The sequence below is a fragment of the Nocardia vulneris genome, from assembly GCF_001613425.1.
Lineage (GTDB): Bacteria > Actinomycetota > Actinomycetes > Mycobacteriales > Mycobacteriaceae > Nocardia > Nocardia vulneris.
In genome coordinates, this window is the sequence record NZ_BDCI01000022.1 from 165,729 (window position 1) to 182,332 (window position 16,604).

The 16,604-nt window shown below is 65.6% G+C and carries 17 protein-coding genes; 10 read left to right on the top strand and 7 right to left on the bottom strand.

Features of this window, described 5'->3' with window-relative positions; translation table 11 throughout:
• Positions 1-109: 109 nt before the first annotated feature.
• From NVU01S_RS23990 to NVU01S_RS24010, 5 genes are read left to right on the top strand one after another with little or no spacing between them, the layout of a single operon-like run.
• The gene (locus tag NVU01S_RS23990) at positions 110-562 is read left to right on the top strand and encodes a hypothetical protein (protein WP_235211001.1); all 453 of its coding nucleotides are present in this window, start codon (positions 110-112) and stop codon (positions 560-562) included.
• On the top strand, positions 562-1,938 hold the full coding sequence (locus NVU01S_RS23995) for a hypothetical protein (protein WP_043676368.1): 1,377 nt from the start codon (positions 562-564) through the stop codon (positions 1,936-1,938). The genes NVU01S_RS23990 and NVU01S_RS23995 overlap by 1 nt, the downstream gene beginning before the upstream one ends.
• Positions 1,935-3,260, top strand: coding sequence for a vWA domain-containing protein (locus NVU01S_RS24000; RefSeq protein WP_043676369.1), 1,326 nt, complete (start codon positions 1,935-1,937; stop codon positions 3,258-3,260). The genes NVU01S_RS23995 and NVU01S_RS24000 overlap by 4 nt, the downstream gene beginning before the upstream one ends.
• A gap of 14 nt (positions 3,261-3,274) precedes the next feature.
• Positions 3,275-4,393 carry an ATP-binding protein gene (locus tag NVU01S_RS24005; protein ID WP_042257716.1) on the top strand — a complete coding sequence of 373 codons (1,119 nt, stop codon included), beginning with the start codon at positions 3,275-3,277 and terminating at the stop codon, positions 4,391-4,393.
• Positions 4,390-7,176 carry a DUF5682 family protein gene (locus NVU01S_RS24010; protein WP_043676371.1) on the top strand — a complete coding sequence of 929 codons (2,787 nt, stop codon included), beginning with the start codon at positions 4,390-4,392 and terminating at the stop codon, positions 7,174-7,176. The genes NVU01S_RS24005 and NVU01S_RS24010 overlap by 4 nt, the downstream gene beginning before the upstream one ends.
• A gap of 163 nt (positions 7,177-7,339) precedes the next feature.
• On the opposite strand, the gene NVU01S_RS43545 is transcribed toward NVU01S_RS24010, so the two are convergent.
• The 4 genes from NVU01S_RS43545 to NVU01S_RS24025 all read right to left on the bottom strand — a co-directional run bounded on the left by NVU01S_RS43545 (position 7,340) and on the right by NVU01S_RS24025 (position 10,210).
• Positions 7,340-7,729 (bottom strand): hypothetical protein, encoded by a 390-nt coding sequence (locus NVU01S_RS43545; RefSeq protein ID WP_156161762.1) that lies wholly within the window; start codon positions 7,727-7,729, stop codon positions 7,340-7,342.
• Positions 7,729-9,102: a hypothetical protein gene (locus NVU01S_RS24015; RefSeq protein ID WP_043676376.1), complete on the bottom strand. Its 1,374-nt coding sequence runs from the start codon at positions 9,100-9,102 to the stop codon at positions 7,729-7,731. The genes NVU01S_RS43545 and NVU01S_RS24015 overlap by 1 nt, the downstream gene beginning before the upstream one ends.
• A gap of 76 nt (positions 9,103-9,178) precedes the next feature.
• Complete coding sequence (locus NVU01S_RS24020) at positions 9,179-9,490, bottom strand: WXG100 family type VII secretion target (RefSeq protein WP_244467389.1); 312 nt, start codon at positions 9,488-9,490, stop codon at positions 9,179-9,181.
• 108 nt (positions 9,491-9,598) lie between these two features.
• Positions 9,599-10,210 carry a TetR/AcrR family transcriptional regulator gene (locus NVU01S_RS24025; protein ID WP_052280972.1) on the bottom strand — a complete coding sequence of 204 codons (612 nt, stop codon included), beginning with the start codon at positions 10,208-10,210 and terminating at the stop codon, positions 9,599-9,601.
• A gap of 78 nt (positions 10,211-10,288) precedes the next feature.
• Here NVU01S_RS24025 and NVU01S_RS24030 point away from each other — a divergent pair, with 78 nt between their 5' ends.
• The 5 genes from NVU01S_RS24030 to NVU01S_RS24050 all read left to right on the top strand — a co-directional run bounded on the left by NVU01S_RS24030 (position 10,289) and on the right by NVU01S_RS24050 (position 14,452).
• Entirely contained in the window at positions 10,289-11,308 is a 1,020-nt protein-coding gene (locus NVU01S_RS24030; protein WP_052280973.1) for a GlxA family transcriptional regulator, read from the top strand.
• Between the two features lie 64 nt (positions 11,309-11,372).
• Positions 11,373-12,083 carry an alpha/beta fold hydrolase gene (locus NVU01S_RS24035; protein WP_043676378.1) on the top strand — a complete coding sequence of 237 codons (711 nt, stop codon included), beginning with the start codon at positions 11,373-11,375 and terminating at the stop codon, positions 12,081-12,083.
• 33 nt (positions 12,084-12,116) lie between these two features.
• Positions 12,117-13,076, top strand: a complete 960-nt coding sequence (locus NVU01S_RS24040; RefSeq protein WP_043676380.1) for an alpha/beta hydrolase — start codon at positions 12,117-12,119, stop codon at positions 13,074-13,076.
• A 19-nt stretch (positions 13,077-13,095) separates the two neighbouring features.
• The gene (locus NVU01S_RS24045; protein ID WP_043676382.1) at positions 13,096-13,806 is read left to right on the top strand and encodes an alpha/beta fold hydrolase; all 711 of its coding nucleotides are present in this window, start codon (positions 13,096-13,098) and stop codon (positions 13,804-13,806) included.
• Positions 13,807-14,038: 232 nt separating this feature from the next.
• Positions 14,039-14,452, top strand: coding sequence for a nuclear transport factor 2 family protein (locus tag NVU01S_RS24050; protein WP_043676384.1), 414 nt, complete (start codon positions 14,039-14,041; stop codon positions 14,450-14,452).
• A gap of 76 nt (positions 14,453-14,528) precedes the next feature.
• Here NVU01S_RS24050 and NVU01S_RS24055 read toward each other — a convergent pair whose 3' ends face one another.
• From NVU01S_RS24055 to NVU01S_RS24065, 3 genes are read right to left on the bottom strand one after another with little or no spacing between them, the layout of a single operon-like run.
• Positions 14,529-14,939, bottom strand: coding sequence for a hypothetical protein (locus tag NVU01S_RS24055; RefSeq protein WP_043676387.1), 411 nt, complete (start codon positions 14,937-14,939; stop codon positions 14,529-14,531).
• Entirely contained in the window at positions 14,924-16,096 is a 1,173-nt protein-coding gene (locus NVU01S_RS24060; protein WP_043676389.1) for an aminotransferase-like domain-containing protein, read from the bottom strand. The genes NVU01S_RS24055 and NVU01S_RS24060 overlap by 16 nt, the downstream gene beginning before the upstream one ends.
• The gene (locus NVU01S_RS24065) at positions 16,093-16,557 is read right to left on the bottom strand and encodes a cupin domain-containing protein (protein ID WP_052280974.1); all 465 of its coding nucleotides are present in this window, start codon (positions 16,555-16,557) and stop codon (positions 16,093-16,095) included. The genes NVU01S_RS24060 and NVU01S_RS24065 overlap by 4 nt, the downstream gene beginning before the upstream one ends.
• Positions 16,558-16,604 lie beyond the last annotated feature (47 nt).

Consider the following 16,604-nt stretch of genomic DNA (forward strand, 5'->3'; position numbering starts at 1 on the left):
TCGGTGCCGTCACATACCTTGGGCGCATCGTGATCGACCGGGAGGGAGAACGATGGCCTCGAATCCGAGTGCCACGCCGGAGGAACCGGCTTGGGAAAACGCTTCTGTCGTGCGGGTTCTGCCCGCTGTCGCACCGCGCAAGCTGAACAAGGTGCCGTTCGTGGAGCTGGCCGACGGACGCCTGCAGGGCGTGGTGTCGAGCGGCTCCGATATATCACGGGTGTACGTGGCCTCGGTGACCGCGGGGACGCACGGGCTGAGCTGCAGCACCAACAACAACCGGCCGTGCGGCGGGTTGAACCAGGGGTGGACCTGCAAGCATCTGGATTCGCTCATCGATGAAGCGGTGCTCCAATACGGACAGGATCGGGTGGCCCGTTTCCTGCGCGTGGAAGTCCCGGAGGGCGCGCGACTCGTCAACTGCCTCAACGGAACTCGGGATCCGGCCCCGGCGGCCGCGGTGTTCAGCAGATTCCTGCGGCACCTGACCTATCTCGAGCTGCCGGGCAGCACGACGCCGATTCCGGAGTTGCACTGGTTCCCCGCGGGGGTGGGTCGCTGATGCAACCGACACAACTCGCGACCCTGGCGGCGGCGCCCACCGGCGTCACGGCCGCCATGGCCGCGGTGCGCGGTTTCGATACCGCACTGGTCAACGGCTTTGCTCGGGTTTCCGAGCCGCAGAGCGCGGCCCTGGCAGCCCTCGCCGCCGCCGTGGCGGGTTCGCCGCTCGCCGAGGCAGTAACCGGGGCAGTGGCGAAAGTGAGCACGGGAGCACTGGGGCCGGATGAGCTGACGGCACTCGCCGCCGCCCGCGCCGCCGTGCTCGGCGCGGTGCACGATGCCCTCGTCGAGCAGGCCGATACGGCACTGGGCCGCAACCGTTTCGAGTGGACGGATGCGACCGATCCTGCCGCGGCGAACCCGCTCACGGAGGGTTCGCGCGCCTGGCTCGGCGAACTGGCGATCGCCGGATGGCGCGGCGTGGACCACGATTTGGTGGCGGCCGCGGACCACACGGTGGCGGCGCTACTGGCCGAACCCACGTTGCGGCGGCTGGCGGTACTGCTGGACGGCTTCACCGCGGAGCTGGGGGCGTCCACACCGATCGCCACCATGGATCGGATACCCGCGCGGCGTTGGGCCGATCTGTGGTCGCGCGCCCTGCTGCTGTCTCGGCGCAGTACGGAATCCGCTGCGACCGAATCGGTTTCGGGACGTCTGCTACCGCTGGGCGTCGACGTGCACGAGCACGGCACCGCGGTGCAGATCCAGCTGCACGGCGTGCTGGAGCTCACCGGCGCACCCGCGCGCCGGGTGCGCGCCTCGGTGGCCGCGGCCAAGGTGGACACCATTGTGGGACCGGCGGTTTGGCAACTGCTGGGTGCGCACACGCAGTTGTGCACCGCGCTGGCGGAACAGCGGGCGTTGGAACTCACCGATATGCCCCTGACCGCGACCGGCGACCTGCGGTGGGACGACGACCGTGCCAAGGCCGGTGCGTCCGCCGATCCGTTCGCCACCGCCGCCGTGCAGCTGCCGCAGGCGCACGCCCCGGCCGTCGCGCCGCTGGATCGCGATCCGATCCACATCGCCGAACCGGTTCTCTTCGAGGGGTACCGATTCCGCGACGGTGCAATGGAATTGGGTGATCAGCGGATTCGGGTCGAACTGGACGCACTGCCGTCCGCGGGGCCGCTCACGGCGGCGGGCGTCACCGGCTCCAGCACCATGATCGGCTTGCTGCGCTGGGACGCCGACGGCTGGTCGGTGCGTCCGCTGGCGATTCGACGCAAGGTCAAGAGCGCGCTCACCGCCTTCCACAACGGTGATTGGGCCCTCGGCCCGACCGACCCGAAAGTCGCCAAGGCGCAGGCCAAATCGGGCGACGCCGTCGCGGTGTTGCGCGAGCGCGCGGGACGGCTGCTGCGCCAATGACCACTGAACCGAACCATGAGACCCGGCGTCAGATCCTGTACTGGCGCTTGCTGGCCGGTGTCTTCAGTGGCGAGCAACAACCGACGCTCGAACAGGCGAGCGCGGGCATCGTCGACGATCTGGGACTGCCGCTGGCGGTGCTCGACCCCGGTATCTCCATCGACAATGTGGTGCAACGCTATCCGGACATGAAGACGGAGTTCGAACGCCTCGACTTCGCCACCGCCGAGCACGACACGGCGTCGGATTCGGCCGCATCCGACGACCCACCGCCCATCGGCGCGGCCGATGTCCGCACTGCGGCACTGGTTTCCAAGCTGCTGCTGAACGTGTTCGCCACCGGGTCCGGTCAGGTCAGCGCCACCCAGCTGGCCGGCTGGCAGTCCGATGCCGGTTGGCTGCGCCGCTGCCTGGGCGAGGAGCAGGCCGGCGCCGTGCACGGGGTGCTCACCGGTCTGGAGGGCGAGCTGGTGTCGCGCATGCGGTTGCGTGAGGTGCTAGCCGACCCGCATCTGGCCGCGCAGCTCACACCGAGCATGTCGCTCATCGAACAGCTGTTGCGCGACAAGCACAATCTGTCCGGCGTGGCGCTGGCCAATGCCAAACGCTTGATCCGCCGCTACATCGACGAGGTCGCCGAAGTGCTGCGCACCCAGGTGCAGCAGACCAGCGTCGGCACCGTCGATCGCACGGTCGCCCCCAAGCGCATCCTGCGCAACCTCGACGTGGACCGGACCATCTGGAAGAACCTGCCCAACTGGAATCCGCAGGACGAGCGCCTCTACGTCGACCGGCTCTACTACCGCCAGACCGCCAAACGCACCGTCCCCGCCCGCATGATCGTGGTGGTGGACCAGTCCGGATCCATGGTCGACTCCATGGTGAACTGCACCATTCTGGCGTCGATCTTCGCGGGCCTGCCGAAGGTCGATGTGCATCTCATCGCCTACGACACGCGCGCCTTGGATCTCACTCCCTGGGTGCACGACCCGTTCGAGGTGCTGTTGCGCACCAATCTCGGCGGCGGCAACGACGGGCCGGTCGCCATGGCGATGGCCGAACCCAAGATCAGCGACCCGAAAAACACCGTGCTGGTGTGGATTTCGGACTTCTACGAGTTCGACCGCTCGCAGCCGCTGTTCGAATCGATGGAGGCGGCCCACCGCTCCGGGGTGAAGCTCATCCCGGTCGGCTCGGTGAACAGCTCCGGCCATCAGAGCGTCAACCCGTGGTTCCGCGAACGGTTCAAAAACCTCGGCACCCCGGTGATTTCCGGACGCATCCAGAAGCTCGTGCACGAACTCAAGAACTTTCTCGACTAGGAGACCCAGCCATCATGAACGACGTTTTGCGCGCCCCCGCCGAGGTCAAGTACGCCGAGGAACTGGATTGGCTGGAGTCCATCGATGATGGCCCCAAGCCGTTCGCGTGGCGGTTGAGCCCGAAGATGGTGCGGCTGTTCATTCTCGGATCCGAACGCGCCGACGGGCTGGACCGCGAGGTGGCCCAGAAGTGGTTCGGCGACCGCAGTTTCGTCGAGCGCAGCATCGTCACCCTGGCCTCGGACCGAGGCCTGCTGCTCATCGGCGATCCGGGCACCGGCAAGAGCTGGCTGGCCGAGTTGCTGGCCGCCGCCATCAGCCGCAATTCCACCCTGGTGGTGCAGGGCACCGCCGGGACCACCGAGGACCACATCAAATACTCGTGGAACATCTCCATGGTCATCGCCAAGGGACAGTCCCGGGAGTCGATGATCCCGTCCCCGATCATGACCGCCATGGAGCAGGGCGTGATCGGGCGCTTCGAGGAACTCACCCGCTCCACCAGTGATGTACAGGACGCGCTGATCTCCATCCTGTCGGAGAAGTACGTCTCGATTCCCGAACTCGACGACGACAACGTGGTGTTCGCGCAGCCGGGCTTCTCGATCATCGCCACGGCCAACAGCCGCGACCGCGGCGTGAACGACCTCTCGTCGGCGCTCAAGCGCCGCTTCAACTTCGTGCGAATTCCGGTGGTGTCCAACAAGAAGAGCGAGGCGGAGATCGTGCGTTTCCGCACCACCGAACTGCTGCGCCGGCACTCCATCGAACTGGACTTGCCGCCCACGCTGCTGGACATCCTGCTGGAGAGCTTCGCCGATCTGCGCGCCGCCGCGGCCGCCGCCACCAGCGACGACGACAAGCTGGAGTCGGCGCTGTCCACCGCCGAGCAGATCGGTGTGCTGGAGGACGCCATCCTGCACAGCCAGTTCTTCGGGGCGAAGGAACTGCGCGCCGAAACCCTGGCCGGCTCGCTCGTCGGCTCACTGGCTCGGCGCACGCCCGAGGATCTCGCCATTCTGAACAAGTACCTGCACGGCGTGGTCGAGCCGCGCAGCAAGGACAAGAAGGGGAACGCGGCCTGGGGCGAGTTCCTGGAAGGCGGCCGGGCGGCGATCGCGAGGCTCTCGTGACCGTCTCCGAGACTCGTCCGGCGCCGAATACCTTTGCAGCGCTTCGGGATCAGCTGGCGGACGCGGCCGTCGCGTTCGCCGGCGCGCCCGGGGCGGCGGGCGAGATCCTCGCGGGCATGATCGACGACGTCGACCGGGCGCTGTCCGAGCGCCTGGAGATCTTCCCGGTCTGCCACCACTCCCCCGCATCGGGTCTGGCCATGGTGCGGCGGCTGCGCGAAAAACAGCCTCGCGTCATCTATCTGGAACTGTGCGAGGACCTGCGGCCGCTGCTGGACGAGCTGCGTAACTGCCGGCTGCCGGTGGCACTGCAGGCCTTCGCGACCGACACCGCAGGCTTCCCGGCGGAATGGGCACCGCTGTCGGTGGTCGCACCGATCACCGAGTCGTCGGCCGAATATCAGGCCATCGCTTACGCACTCGAAACGCCGGGCGTCGACCTGGTGCTGGTGGACCGGTCCACCGATCACGTCTTCCAGTGGGCGCCCGACGACGAACCGGCACCGGCCGACGGCGAGCAGTCCGAAGAAGACGGCCTGCACGGCTCCGCTGTCGGCATCGAAATCGGCGATCTGCGACCACGTTTCGCCGAGTTGGAAGAACACCTGCTGCACCACGGCAAGGTCCGGCACTGGTCCGAGTGGTGGGACCAGTACGTCGAACAGCCGCTCGCGGACGCCGACTACGACACCTACCGGCAGGTCATGGTCATGATCGGCAGCCTGTTCCGGCGGTTGCGCCGCGGCAGCACCGCCGAGGACGAGAACCGCGAACGGTACATGTGGACCCGCATGCGGGAACACCTGGCCGCCAACGACATCGACCCGAGTCAGGCGCTGCACGTGTGCGGCGCCGCCCATGCGGCCAGCCCGGTCGAGGAGTTCGGGCTGGCCGCTCCGGCGACCTCGTTCGAGATCTCGCCGCGCTCGGCCACCACGTGGCACTACGGGTTGATTCCGTCCAGCCATTCCGCCATCGAGGCGCAGTTCGGGTTGGCCGGTGGCGCCGTGTCGATCGCGGCGGCCACCTGGGCGAAAGGTCTGCGCCGCGGGGCGTTGCAGTCGTTCCAGCTGGCAGGCCAGCCCGGCACGAAGAAACGGGTCAAGAAGGCGCTACTGCCCGCTGCGGCCGAAACCGAAGTGGCGGATCAGCTTTCCGGGTTTCTGTCGCGTCCACCGGTACTCGATCCGCTGGACGAGGCCGAACTCCTGGAATGGTCGGTGGATATCGTGCGGCTCGCCCGCCGCAACGGGTATCTGGCCAGCACCGCCGACGCCATCGCCGTCTTCGAAACCTCGATCCTGTTGGCAGGCTTGCGTAATCGAGCCCGGCCGACGCCGTACGACTTCCAGGACGCGGCCGTCACCTGCATCGAGAAGGACAAGGTACCGGGCCGTCGCGACGTGCGACGGCTGTGCGAGATCCTGCTCGGCGGCGACCGCATCGGCCAGGTCGGCTACGCGGCGCTGCCGCCGCTGGCCCGCGACGTACTCGACCGGCTGGCACCGCTGGGCCTGGACCTGTCCAAACGAACGCTGCAACGCGCGCTGCTGGATCTGCAGGCGACACCGGACCTGCGGGCCTGCTCGGACCTGCTGTGGTTGCTGCGCAGGCTGCTGCCGCACGACGCGCTGCGGCCCATCATGGGCTCGCGCGGACTCGGCACGACCTCGATCCAAGAGAGCTGGGATATCGGGCTCGGCAAGTACCAGCGCTCGCTGGTCGAACTCGGCTACGAGGGCGTCACCGTAGAACAGGTGCTCGAGCAGCGCCTGCGCCGGGCCGTCACCGCACCGGACGCGACTGCCGCGATCGCGCTCGCCGCGGTCGAGGACGCGCTGGTGTATCTGGGTTCGGTGCGGCTCGCCGACGAGTTGGGCAACCGGGCGGTCGAACTGCTCGCCGCCGAACGGACCGTCGACGACGCACCACTCGTGCTACGTCGTATCCGCCTGCTGCTCAACTACTTCCGCTCCACCGAAGGCGGCTTGCCCGCCTGGTGCGAACGCTTCGTGACCGCCGGCTACGCCCACTACTGCACCCTGCTGCCCACCGCCTTCGCCGCCGAAGAAACCGGCCCGGCACAGGTGGCGGCGATGCTTGGCTTCCTGTTCGGGATGGAAAACCTCGCCCTGTCCCTGGGCTGCGACCACACCCAACTGGAATTGGCAGTCCTGCAATCACATCCGGAAGCGCCGGCCAAGGTAGCCCTGCTGTGGGCGGCACGATTCCAACTCGGCCTGCTCACGATGGCCGAATTGCGTACCCGGTGCGACGAGATGCTGGCCAATCCGCTGATGCTGCCGTCCGTTCCGCAGTACGTCAGCGGGTTCGTCCAGGCCATCGATCCCGCGCCCGCTCTGAAACCCTTTGTGGTGGAACTGCTGTCGAAGGCCTTCGGCACACTCCCCGACGCAGTACTGCTGCCTTGGCTGCCGAAGCTCATCACCACCCTGAAAGATCAAGCGGGCGACCTGATCCCCGGCTTGGTCCGCGAAGCGGGCCGCACCTTCCCCGGCGCCCTCCCCGCCGTCGACGCCTTCACCGCGCCGTGGTCCCTCGAATCCTCCTCCACCCCAACACCACTGACCCCGTCTGCCAAGGGCCCCATCAACGACCTACTCGCCACCCACCCCACCACCTCCGACGCCCTGGCCACCCTCCTCGGCATCGAAGGCACCTGGCAGGACACCCAACCAGCAACCAACCACGAAGTACCCGACCTCCTGACCCGATTCCCCACCACCGCCACTGCCCTGGCCACCCACCTCGGCCCGACCTAACCGTCCAAGATGCACCCCTTCCGCCTTCCCGCACCCCTTCCACCCGCCACAGCGAGTGCGTCAGCGCAGAAGGGGTGCGGGAACGGCTGCCAAGAGCGGCAAGTCAGGCGCTCGAGACCAGCAGGCAGGTGCGTTTCCGTAGCTCACGGGCAGAGCCGTCCGCTCAATTTCGCTTGGAAAGCTCGTCCAATTCACCGATTATCCGGTCGAAATCTTCCGCCGACTGCTCACAGAATTCTTCGTCGTGCCGCTCCAAGAATTCCACAGCTTGCGCTTCGGTGGCAAATCGATGTGCTTCTTTCTCCGCCATCACCCGCGTTGGGACCAATACCCAATTCCGCCGCGTGGTGTCGAACAACCAATCGATACCCCTGCTCTCAGAATCTACGATCGCGCGTAATTGTTCAACGAATCCTATCGGCCGCGGGTCGGCGAACCGCCAGGCCACCAACGGCGGAGCGGACGAGCCGTCATCACCTACCCCGCCCGCATGGCGGTACCATTCCAAATCGCCATACAGACGAAGCCGGGTGATGAAATCGCGAGAATTCATTATCGCACCGACTTTATGGTAGCACCGGGATTATCTCCCATGATAGTCTTCCGCCATTCTTCAATCGGTACCGGGTTGGAATTATGTCGCGGATCGTAAACATACTTACCGTCAGTGTAGACCTCATGGTATAGGAACTCTTCGCGTTTCCCATATTCCTCGACGGTCAGGTCTTTCCCGGCTGGCGGATCAACTCTGAGTATCTCACCCGCGCCGGCCGCTACCTTCTCCAAACGTTCTGCGATCTCGGAACAATCTTCCCCGGGATGGATACCCTCACGAAGCATCCTCGCCATCTCGTCGGTGACATCCTTATCAGGTACCGCAGCGGAACCGGAATCCGTGCCGGAGCCCGGGCCGTCTTCGTCGATGACCACACGCATGGCGATGATCGTCGCCAAAGCCTTGATGCCGTCACTCAGACTGGGGACTTTGTCGAAGGAGTCTATGACCCCAACCGTCACGCCGGCCGCCAGCGTAATTTTGAGGATCTGAAAGAGCTTTTTGCTGGAATAGAGACCCCGAATGACATTGATGGTGTCAGCCGTAGCCGCGGTGACGCCCGCACCGGCTACCGCAATCGACCCGCCGAAACTGAACAGCGCGCCCAACGCCGCACCGGCCACAAGGAGTCCGACTGCCCACGCAAACGATTCCATCGCGGACTTGATGGCATCGCCCACCTCGTTGGTCGAGCTGTGATATTCCGAAACAGGGGCGGCCACACTCAGTGACGCTGCGGCTAGATTGTCAGCTGCCGTCCGGAGCACTCCGAAGTTGTCTTGGATGAGCTGCCGGTTCCGGGCTTGATCCATGCCGTCGAACAAGGCTGAGATTGCCGCGATCTTGGCACCGGCACCTTTGACAGTTTCGTTGTCGGCAAAGTTTTTCCACGTCTTGGCGGCTTTATAGAGTTTGTCCACATCCCCGTTAGGGAGCTTCTCGAATGTGCTGACGAGCTTGGCGAGAAGTTCGCTGAAGAACTCCTCCACGCCGCCGTTGTGCTTGACGCCGTTGCCGTTGTCATGGACCGAGGTCGGGAGGATAACTTTGTATTCCGAAACCTGATGGATGGTCGGGGCCTGCGGCGCCGGGTTGCTCTTGTTCGCTATGCCATAGTTGTATCCGCTGGCGTAGAGCACGTTTCCGAAGTTGGTCAGCGCATCGGCCAGGTGTGTACAGGTCTGCATCGTTTCTTGCGCGACTCGGTCATAGGTTTCGCCCCATTGCTTACATCCCGGGGCATCGCCTGCCATACCGGCGCATTCACCTTTGACCGCATCGTGCACAGGCTTGTCGGCGCGACGCAGTTCACCGGCGAGATCGTGACATTTCCGAGCAGCGTCGTAGTAGATCTCCCAGTTGACGAGCAACTACTCACCCCCTTTGAGCATCTTCGGATTCATCTCGATCGCCCGGCTGTAGGCAGTGTGTGCCCTGCGGGCCGCATCATTCACGCCCGCGCACACATTCCGCGAATTCCCTTGCACCCCTGTCCCATTCTCGGTGCGCCTCGGTATACGCTTGGGCCGCAACACCTTCCCATCCCGTGCCTGCGAGCGTGACAACCTTGTTGTCGATCGCATCGAGCCGCTCCGAGACGAATCCGGCCAGGCCCGCCAGCCGCACCACGATCTCGTCGAGGTGGTCGAGAACCTCGAACTCAGCACTCATGGCATATCCGAGCTGGACGTGGTCCGCGTTCCGATGGCCAACGCCGACATGACCGAAAGTGCTGTTCAGCGGCTGGAATCCCCCCATCGCCCATAGGGGGAGGCTACCGCGCACTATCTACCACAGCAACAGCTGGCGGCGACACCGGCATACGGCCATTCAGCGCTGGACCCCCACTTGTTCAGCGTGACCGGTTCATTGGCGGGCGGGGGTGAGGTGGTCGGCCCAGGGGGTGGGGAGGGCGGCGGAGGAGATTTCGGCTATTTCGAGGAGGCGGGGGCGGGGGGTGCCCAGGCGGCTGAAGAGAATCAGGCCTTGGGAGACCAGGATGATGTTGGCGCTGAGAGCAGAGAGTTCGGCTTCGTCGCCGGGGGGCATGGTGGGGCGGAGACGTTCGGCGACAGCCTCTTCCATGGCGGTGGTGGCGCGATTGCCGATGGCGACGACCTCGGGGATCCGGCCGCCGAGTTCGGCGATGCTGTTGATCAGCAGGCAGCCGCGGCGGCCGGGTTGGGCGGCGCAGTCATCGATGACGGAACGCAGGAGTGTGCGCACGGCGGCGCGGGCCGAACCGGGGGCGGAGCGGACGGTCTCGCTCACGAATTGCGCGCGGCGCTCGCAGTAGCGCGCGAAAGCAGCTAGGAACAAGCCCTTCTTGTTGCCGAAGGCGGCGTAGATGCTGCCGTTGCCTACACCGGTCACGGCCGAGACGTCCTCGACCGAGGTGCTGTCGAAACCTTTCGACCAGAACAGCTCGATCGCGGCGTCGAGCAGGCCTGATTCGTCGAACCGGCGGGGGCGTCCCATTTGCACAAGTTACCAATCATTCGCGGGCGTGGTGAACACCACTTGTTATGGAGGCACTACTCCATAATACTGGTGGACATGTCCCCTACTTCAGCCACGGCCTCGCGCCGCCGGATCGGCATCCTGGTTTTCGACGGCGTGAAGATGCTCGACTTCGTCGGGCCCGCGGAGGTCTTCGTCGAGGCGAACCAATCGGTGGCGGGGTACGAGGTCGTGCTGGTCTCGGCCGACGGCACGGACGTGCAGACCTCGATCGGCGCGCGTATCGAGGTCGCGGGCGCGGCCGGTGAGGCGGGCAGCTTCGATACCGTGGTGATTCCCGGCAGCGAATTGCCGCATGCGCGCTGGATGACGCCTGCCGTGCTGACGGCCACGCAACTACTGGCCCGGCGCACCCGACGGCTGGCTTCGATCTGCAGCGGAACGTTCGTCCTCGCGAACCTCGGTTTGCTCGACGGCAAGCAAGCGACCACGCACTGGAAATTCACCACCGACCTGGCACGCCGCTTCCCTACGGTTAGCGTCGATCCGGATTCGATCTTCGTGCGCGACGGAAACGTCTACAGCTCAGCGGGTGTCGCGGCGGGCATCGATCTGGCGCTTGCGCTGGTCGAGGAGGATCACGGCGCCGACGCCGCCAGGGCGGTCGCGCAATCGCTCGTGGTCTACATGCAGCGCGCGGGCGGGCAGTCGCAGTTCTCTGCCTCGCTGCGCGGACCGGCACCGCGCAGTCCGCTCACCCGCAAGGTGGTGGACCTGATCTGCGCGGACCCGGCGCACCCGCACACCGTGCAGACTCTCGCCGCGCACGCCCAGGTCAGCGTGCGGCACCTGACCCGGCTGTTCCGCACTGAATTGGAGAGTTCGCCGGCCGAGTACGTCGCGTTCATCCGATTCGGCCTGGCCAGGGACAAGCTGCACGCCGGATACACGGTGACCGAGGCCGCGATGGCCGCCGGATACGGCAGCAGTGAGGCGCTGCGCCGGGCATTTGTTGCGCGCCTGGGTATTTCGCCTCGGAAGTATCAGGAGAGATTCCGCTCCACCGGCGTGACGGCGGCCACTTTCGCGGAGCACACGACGGCGGCCGTGTCCTGATCAGGGGCTTTTGTGGCCTGCGAAGGGGGGCGCGCGCAGGGTGCGGTCCCGAACACTGACAGGCATGTCCACCACCATCGTTCTGATCCACGGCGCCTTCGCCGACGCGGCGAGTTGGGCGCCGGTCACCGAAATGCTGCTCGGACAAGGCCATCGGGTGCTCGCACCGCCGGTCTTCAACCGCAGCCTGGCCGCCGATGCCGCCTACATCAAGTCCTTCGTCGAGCAGATCGAAGGGCCGGTACTGCTCGTCGGGCATTCTTACGGAGGCGCGGTGATCACGGTCGCCGGTGTCGCCGACAACGTCGTCGGGCTCGTCTACGTGTCCGGTTACGCACTCGCGGAAGGCGAGAGCTTGGGCCGATTGCAGGGCGGTTTCCCCGATTCCGAGCTGGCGGCCAACCTCGTCTATGCGCCGTATCCGACCGATGGCGACGAAACGGGCACCGACGTCTCGGTGGCTATCGACGCCTTTCCCGCCGTGTTCGCGGCCGGTCTCGACGCCGAAAAGGCTCGGGTGCTGGCGGTTTCGCAACGGCCGCTGTCGGCGGCCGCGTTCGGCGAAGCAGCGTCGGCGGCCGCTTGGCGAACCAAGCCGGGTTGGGGCATCGTCTCCGCCGCCGACCGCACCATCAATCCGGACGTCGAACGTTTCGGCTATCAGCGCGCCGGACTCCGCAAGGTGGTCGAGCTCGACGCTCCGCACCTGGTCATGCAGACGCACCCCGCCGAGGTGACCGCGGTCATCACCGGCGCACTCGCCGAACTGTCCTGAATCGCAACAACTCTCCATGAGAAAGGTACGAAAATGACTGGGAACCCGTTGGGTATCTCGCTCGAACAGGCCGCGCAGGAGTTCGTGGACGCGACCTCGCAGCCACCGTTCCTCTACCAGCTGGCGCCTGAAGAAGGTCGCAAGGCGGTGGACGGCGTGCAGGACAGCCCGATCTTCAAGCCCGAGATCGATGAGGAGTGGATCACCGTCGAGGGTGGGCCCACCGGCTCGGTGCGGGTCCGGATCGTCAAGCCGCAGGGCGTGACCGATCCGCTGCCGGTCATCATCTACACCCACGGCGCCGGTTGGGTTTTCGGTGACGCGCACACGCACGATCGGCTGGTTCGCGACCTCGCCGTCGGCGTGCACGCGGCGGTGGTCTTCCCCGAGTACGACCGCTCGCCCGAGGTGCGCTACCCGGTCGCGAACGAACAGTCCTACCGAGTTGCCCAGTGGGTCAGCACAAATGGTGCGGAGAAGGGCCTCGACTCGTCACGGATCGCGATCGCGGGCGATTCGGTCGGCGGCAACATGGCCATCGCGCTGACACTGATGGCGAAGGAGCGCGGCGATGTGTCGTTCCTGCAGCAGGTGCTGTTCTACCCGGTGACCGACGCCAACTTCGACACCGGTTCGTACCAGCAGTTCGCCGAAGGCTACTTCCTCACCCGTGACGGCATGAAGTGGTTCTGGGACCAGTACACGACCGACGAGACGGACCGCGCGCAGATCACGGCGTCGCCGTTGCGTGCGAGCACCGCGCAATTGTCCGGTCTGCCACCGGCTTTAGTGATCACCGGTGAGGCCGACGTGCTGCGTGACGAAGGCGAGGCCTTCGCGGGCAAGCTGCGCGAGGCGGGCGTGCCGGTCACGCAGGTGCGTTACGGCGGGATCATCCACGACTTCGTCATGGTGAATTCGATGCACGACACGCACGCGGCGAAAGCTGCTGTCGCACAGGCTGTTGCGGCGTTGAAGACCGCACTCTACTAACCCTGAAAGGGACTATATCGTGACCGACAACCCCACCATCGTGCTCGTCCACGGTGCGTTCGCCGATTCCTCCAGCTGGCACGGCGTGCTCGAAAGCCTGCGTGGACGGGGCTATTCCGTGCTCGCCGCAGCCAACCCGCTGCGCGGTCTCGCCACCGACGCCGCCTACGTGGCCTCGGTACTACGGACCGTTGAGGGACCGATCGTTCTGGTCGGCCACTCGTATGGCGGTAGCGTCATTACCGTTGCGGCCGAGGGTAACCCCAACGTCACCGCGCTCGTCTACATCGCAGCGTTCCTACCCGACGAGGGCGAGAGCGCGCTGGAACTCACCGGAAAGTTCCCCGGCTCCACCCTGCCGCCGACCACCCGCGAAGCGATCTACCCCCTCACCGACGGCAGTTCCGCCACCGAGCTCTACATCCGACAGGACGAGTTCCCACAGCAGTTCGCCGCCGACGTGCCGGCGGCGACCGCTCAACAGATGGCCGTCACCCAACGGCCGGTGGCGGTCGCGGCATTGCAGGAGCCCGCTGCTGTGGCGGCGTGGAAATCGATCCCGTCGTTCGCGCTGCTGACCACCGAGGACAAGAACATTCCGCTCGAAGTACAGCGGTTCATGGTGGAGCGTGCTGGTGCTACGGCTGTCGAAACCGCGGCGTCGCATGCGGTTTCGGTGTCACGGCCGGATGTGGTGAGTGAACTGATCATTGCTGCGGTGCAGAAGTAGTCGTGGTGGCTCGTCGGTGCCGGCGAGCCACACCGGCTTTCTGGACCGACGCCATTATCGCCTGGTAGACGACACGATCTCGCCCACTATCGAACGATTCTTGCCTACTTGACGTTCGCGCATTGCCCCCTCCCTTTACTGCCCGAAAAGATCTCCCTGGCACCGCCGTCTATTCATACACGGCAACCGCACCGTCGCCCGGATCGCGCGGCGACCGACACCAGGAGGAACCATGACCGCCGCCACCCACCCGGCCCGCACCGCCAGCAAGGCTTTACACGCGGCGGTCCAGGCGCGAGACAAGGAAGCCTGGCTGAACCTGTTCGCCGCGGACGCCCTGGTCGAAGACCCAGTCGGCCCTTCCCATTTCGACGCCGAAGGTAAAGGCCACCGCGGCCTCGACGCCATCTCGGCGTTCTGGGACAACGCCATCGCCCCCAACGACTCGATCGAGTTCCTGTTCGACGACTCCTTCGCCTGCGGAACCGAAGTCGCCTACACGGGCAAAGTCCGCAGCCAGAACAACGGCCAGGTACTCGAAGCCGAAGGTGTCTTCCTCTACAAGGTCGATGAGACCGGCAAGATCGTCGCTGTGCGCGCCTTCTGGGAGGGTGAGCGCACCATGCAGACGATGCGACCTGTCTGAAGCGACCAACCCTGTCACCGCCACACCCGATCCGTAAGGCGGAAGGGCAGATCGGGTTCGGTTCCGCAACCCCGGGTTACGAAGAACTCGCAGCAGGTATCGAGTACGCGCGGGCGTCGAACCTTCGGCCGGTGAGGTCGGTTGTCAGCGGGCCACGTCGAGGGGTTCCGTCCAGGTCATAGAACATTGCGCTGGCCGAGCCGTGGAACTCGTTGTCGTGCAGCGTGAACTCGAACTGGACGACTCCGCGGCAGATCGAGTCGGGAGCGGTGCGGTCGACGGTGAATTCGAGGAATGCTCCGGACACCGTCGAGCCGTTCGCGTGCCAGGTGCCCATGCCGTTGCTGTCGCTGGTGACGCGGTTGCCGTGATCCGGATTCGACTGCAGCATGGTGCCGTCGGCGTGGAACACCATGACGTGGTACGCAAATGGTGCGCTGTCGGCCCGCACCTCCCAGACGCCGACGATATTCATCGCGTCGCGCACAGTTCGGCGAGTATCCGCACACCGCGGTCGATCTGCGCGCTGGGCACGTTCGCGAAGCTGAGGCGGATTCCGTTGCGGGGCGGATTATCTGCGGCATAGAACACGCTGCCGGGCAGGAGTGCGATGCCTGCGTCCAACGCCGGGTGAATCAGCCTGTCGGCGTCGAAAGATGGTGGCCCTTCGACCCAAACGAACATGCCGCCTTCCGGCTCGGTCCACGAGAATCCTCGAGGCATGTACCGGTGTAGCGCAGCGGTGAGCGTGGCCAGCTTCGCTCCGTAATCATCGATGGCTCGGGCCACGTGTGCGGCACCTTCCGCGCTGCGCAGGAAGGCCGCGGCAATCGCCTGGTTGAAGGTGGAGGTCTGCATATCGATGCCCTGCTTCAACGCGAGTACAGGTTCCAACAGGCGCTCCGGTAGCACCGCGATTCCGATGCGCAGGGCGGGCGCAACAGTTTTCGACAGCGAGGTGACGTAGGCGGTGTTGTCCGGCGCGAAGGACCAGAAGGCGGGCTCCGGCGCACCCCGATACCTGAGGTCGACATAGACGTCGTCCTCCACCACCGTCACGCCATGTCGCACAACGACTTCGGCGATCTGCCGACGGCGAGTGGCGGGCATGGTTCGTCCGGTCGGGTTCTGGAATGTCGGCAGCAGATAGACCATCGCCACCGCCTGACGGGTCAGTGCGGCATCCAGTGCCGCGGGCACGATACCGTCCGCGTCCGACTCGACTCCGATGACGACGGCCCCGTGACTACGGAATACCTTCACCGCAGGCCCATAAGTCGGTGTCTCCACCAGCACCACCGACCCCGGGCCGAGTAGCGCCATGCACGTGCTGTGCAGGGCTCCGGAGCCGCCCGTCGCGATATGAGTCAGCTCCCCGGCTTCGGTGATCTGCCGTTCCTCCAGGAGTACCTGCGCCTGGTCCAGCAGCGGCGGAAATCCGCGGGTCGTCCCGTATTGCAGAACCGAGCCCCCGTATTCGGCGACGACATCGGCGGCCAGCCCGGCCACCAAATCGCCCGGCAGCAAAGCGGGATCCGGCGCGCCGACCGCGAACGAGATCAGCTCCGGCCGTCGGGCCAGCGCCGTGAACATATCGTCGATCGGCCCGCTGCGCACTGCCGCGCGGGAACTGACGGCAGTCACAGACCCGCGCCCACCATCGAAAGCTCACGACGCAACCGTGCGACGACCTCCGCGACAGCGCCGTCGTGCTCCGGTGTGAGCACCACGTCGTCGTTGAACATCGGATCGGTGCGCATCTCCACAGCAACCAATTCATCGGTCTCACTGAGGTTCACCGCCACATGCACCACCCCCTCGGGGATGTACACAAAATCCCCTGGTCCATGCACGTAAGGCGTCAACTCCGCACCGATCAGCGTCACCGCACGACCCTGCAGACAGAGAACGATGATCTCGCTACGCGCATGATAGTGCGCCCGCGACACCTTCCCCGGCGCCATATTCACCATACCGGCCGAAATCCCCCGGCTCCCAGACGTTTCCCGCGTGATGCAGGGAACGAGATGCTGGGCCTGCCGCCCGATCTGCTTCGCGGCTTCAGCAGCGGCGACGACACGTACGGCCTTGTGGGGGTTCATCATCAGCTATCCCATACTGTTCGGTCGGATGTAGCTGAACTTAAGGGGTT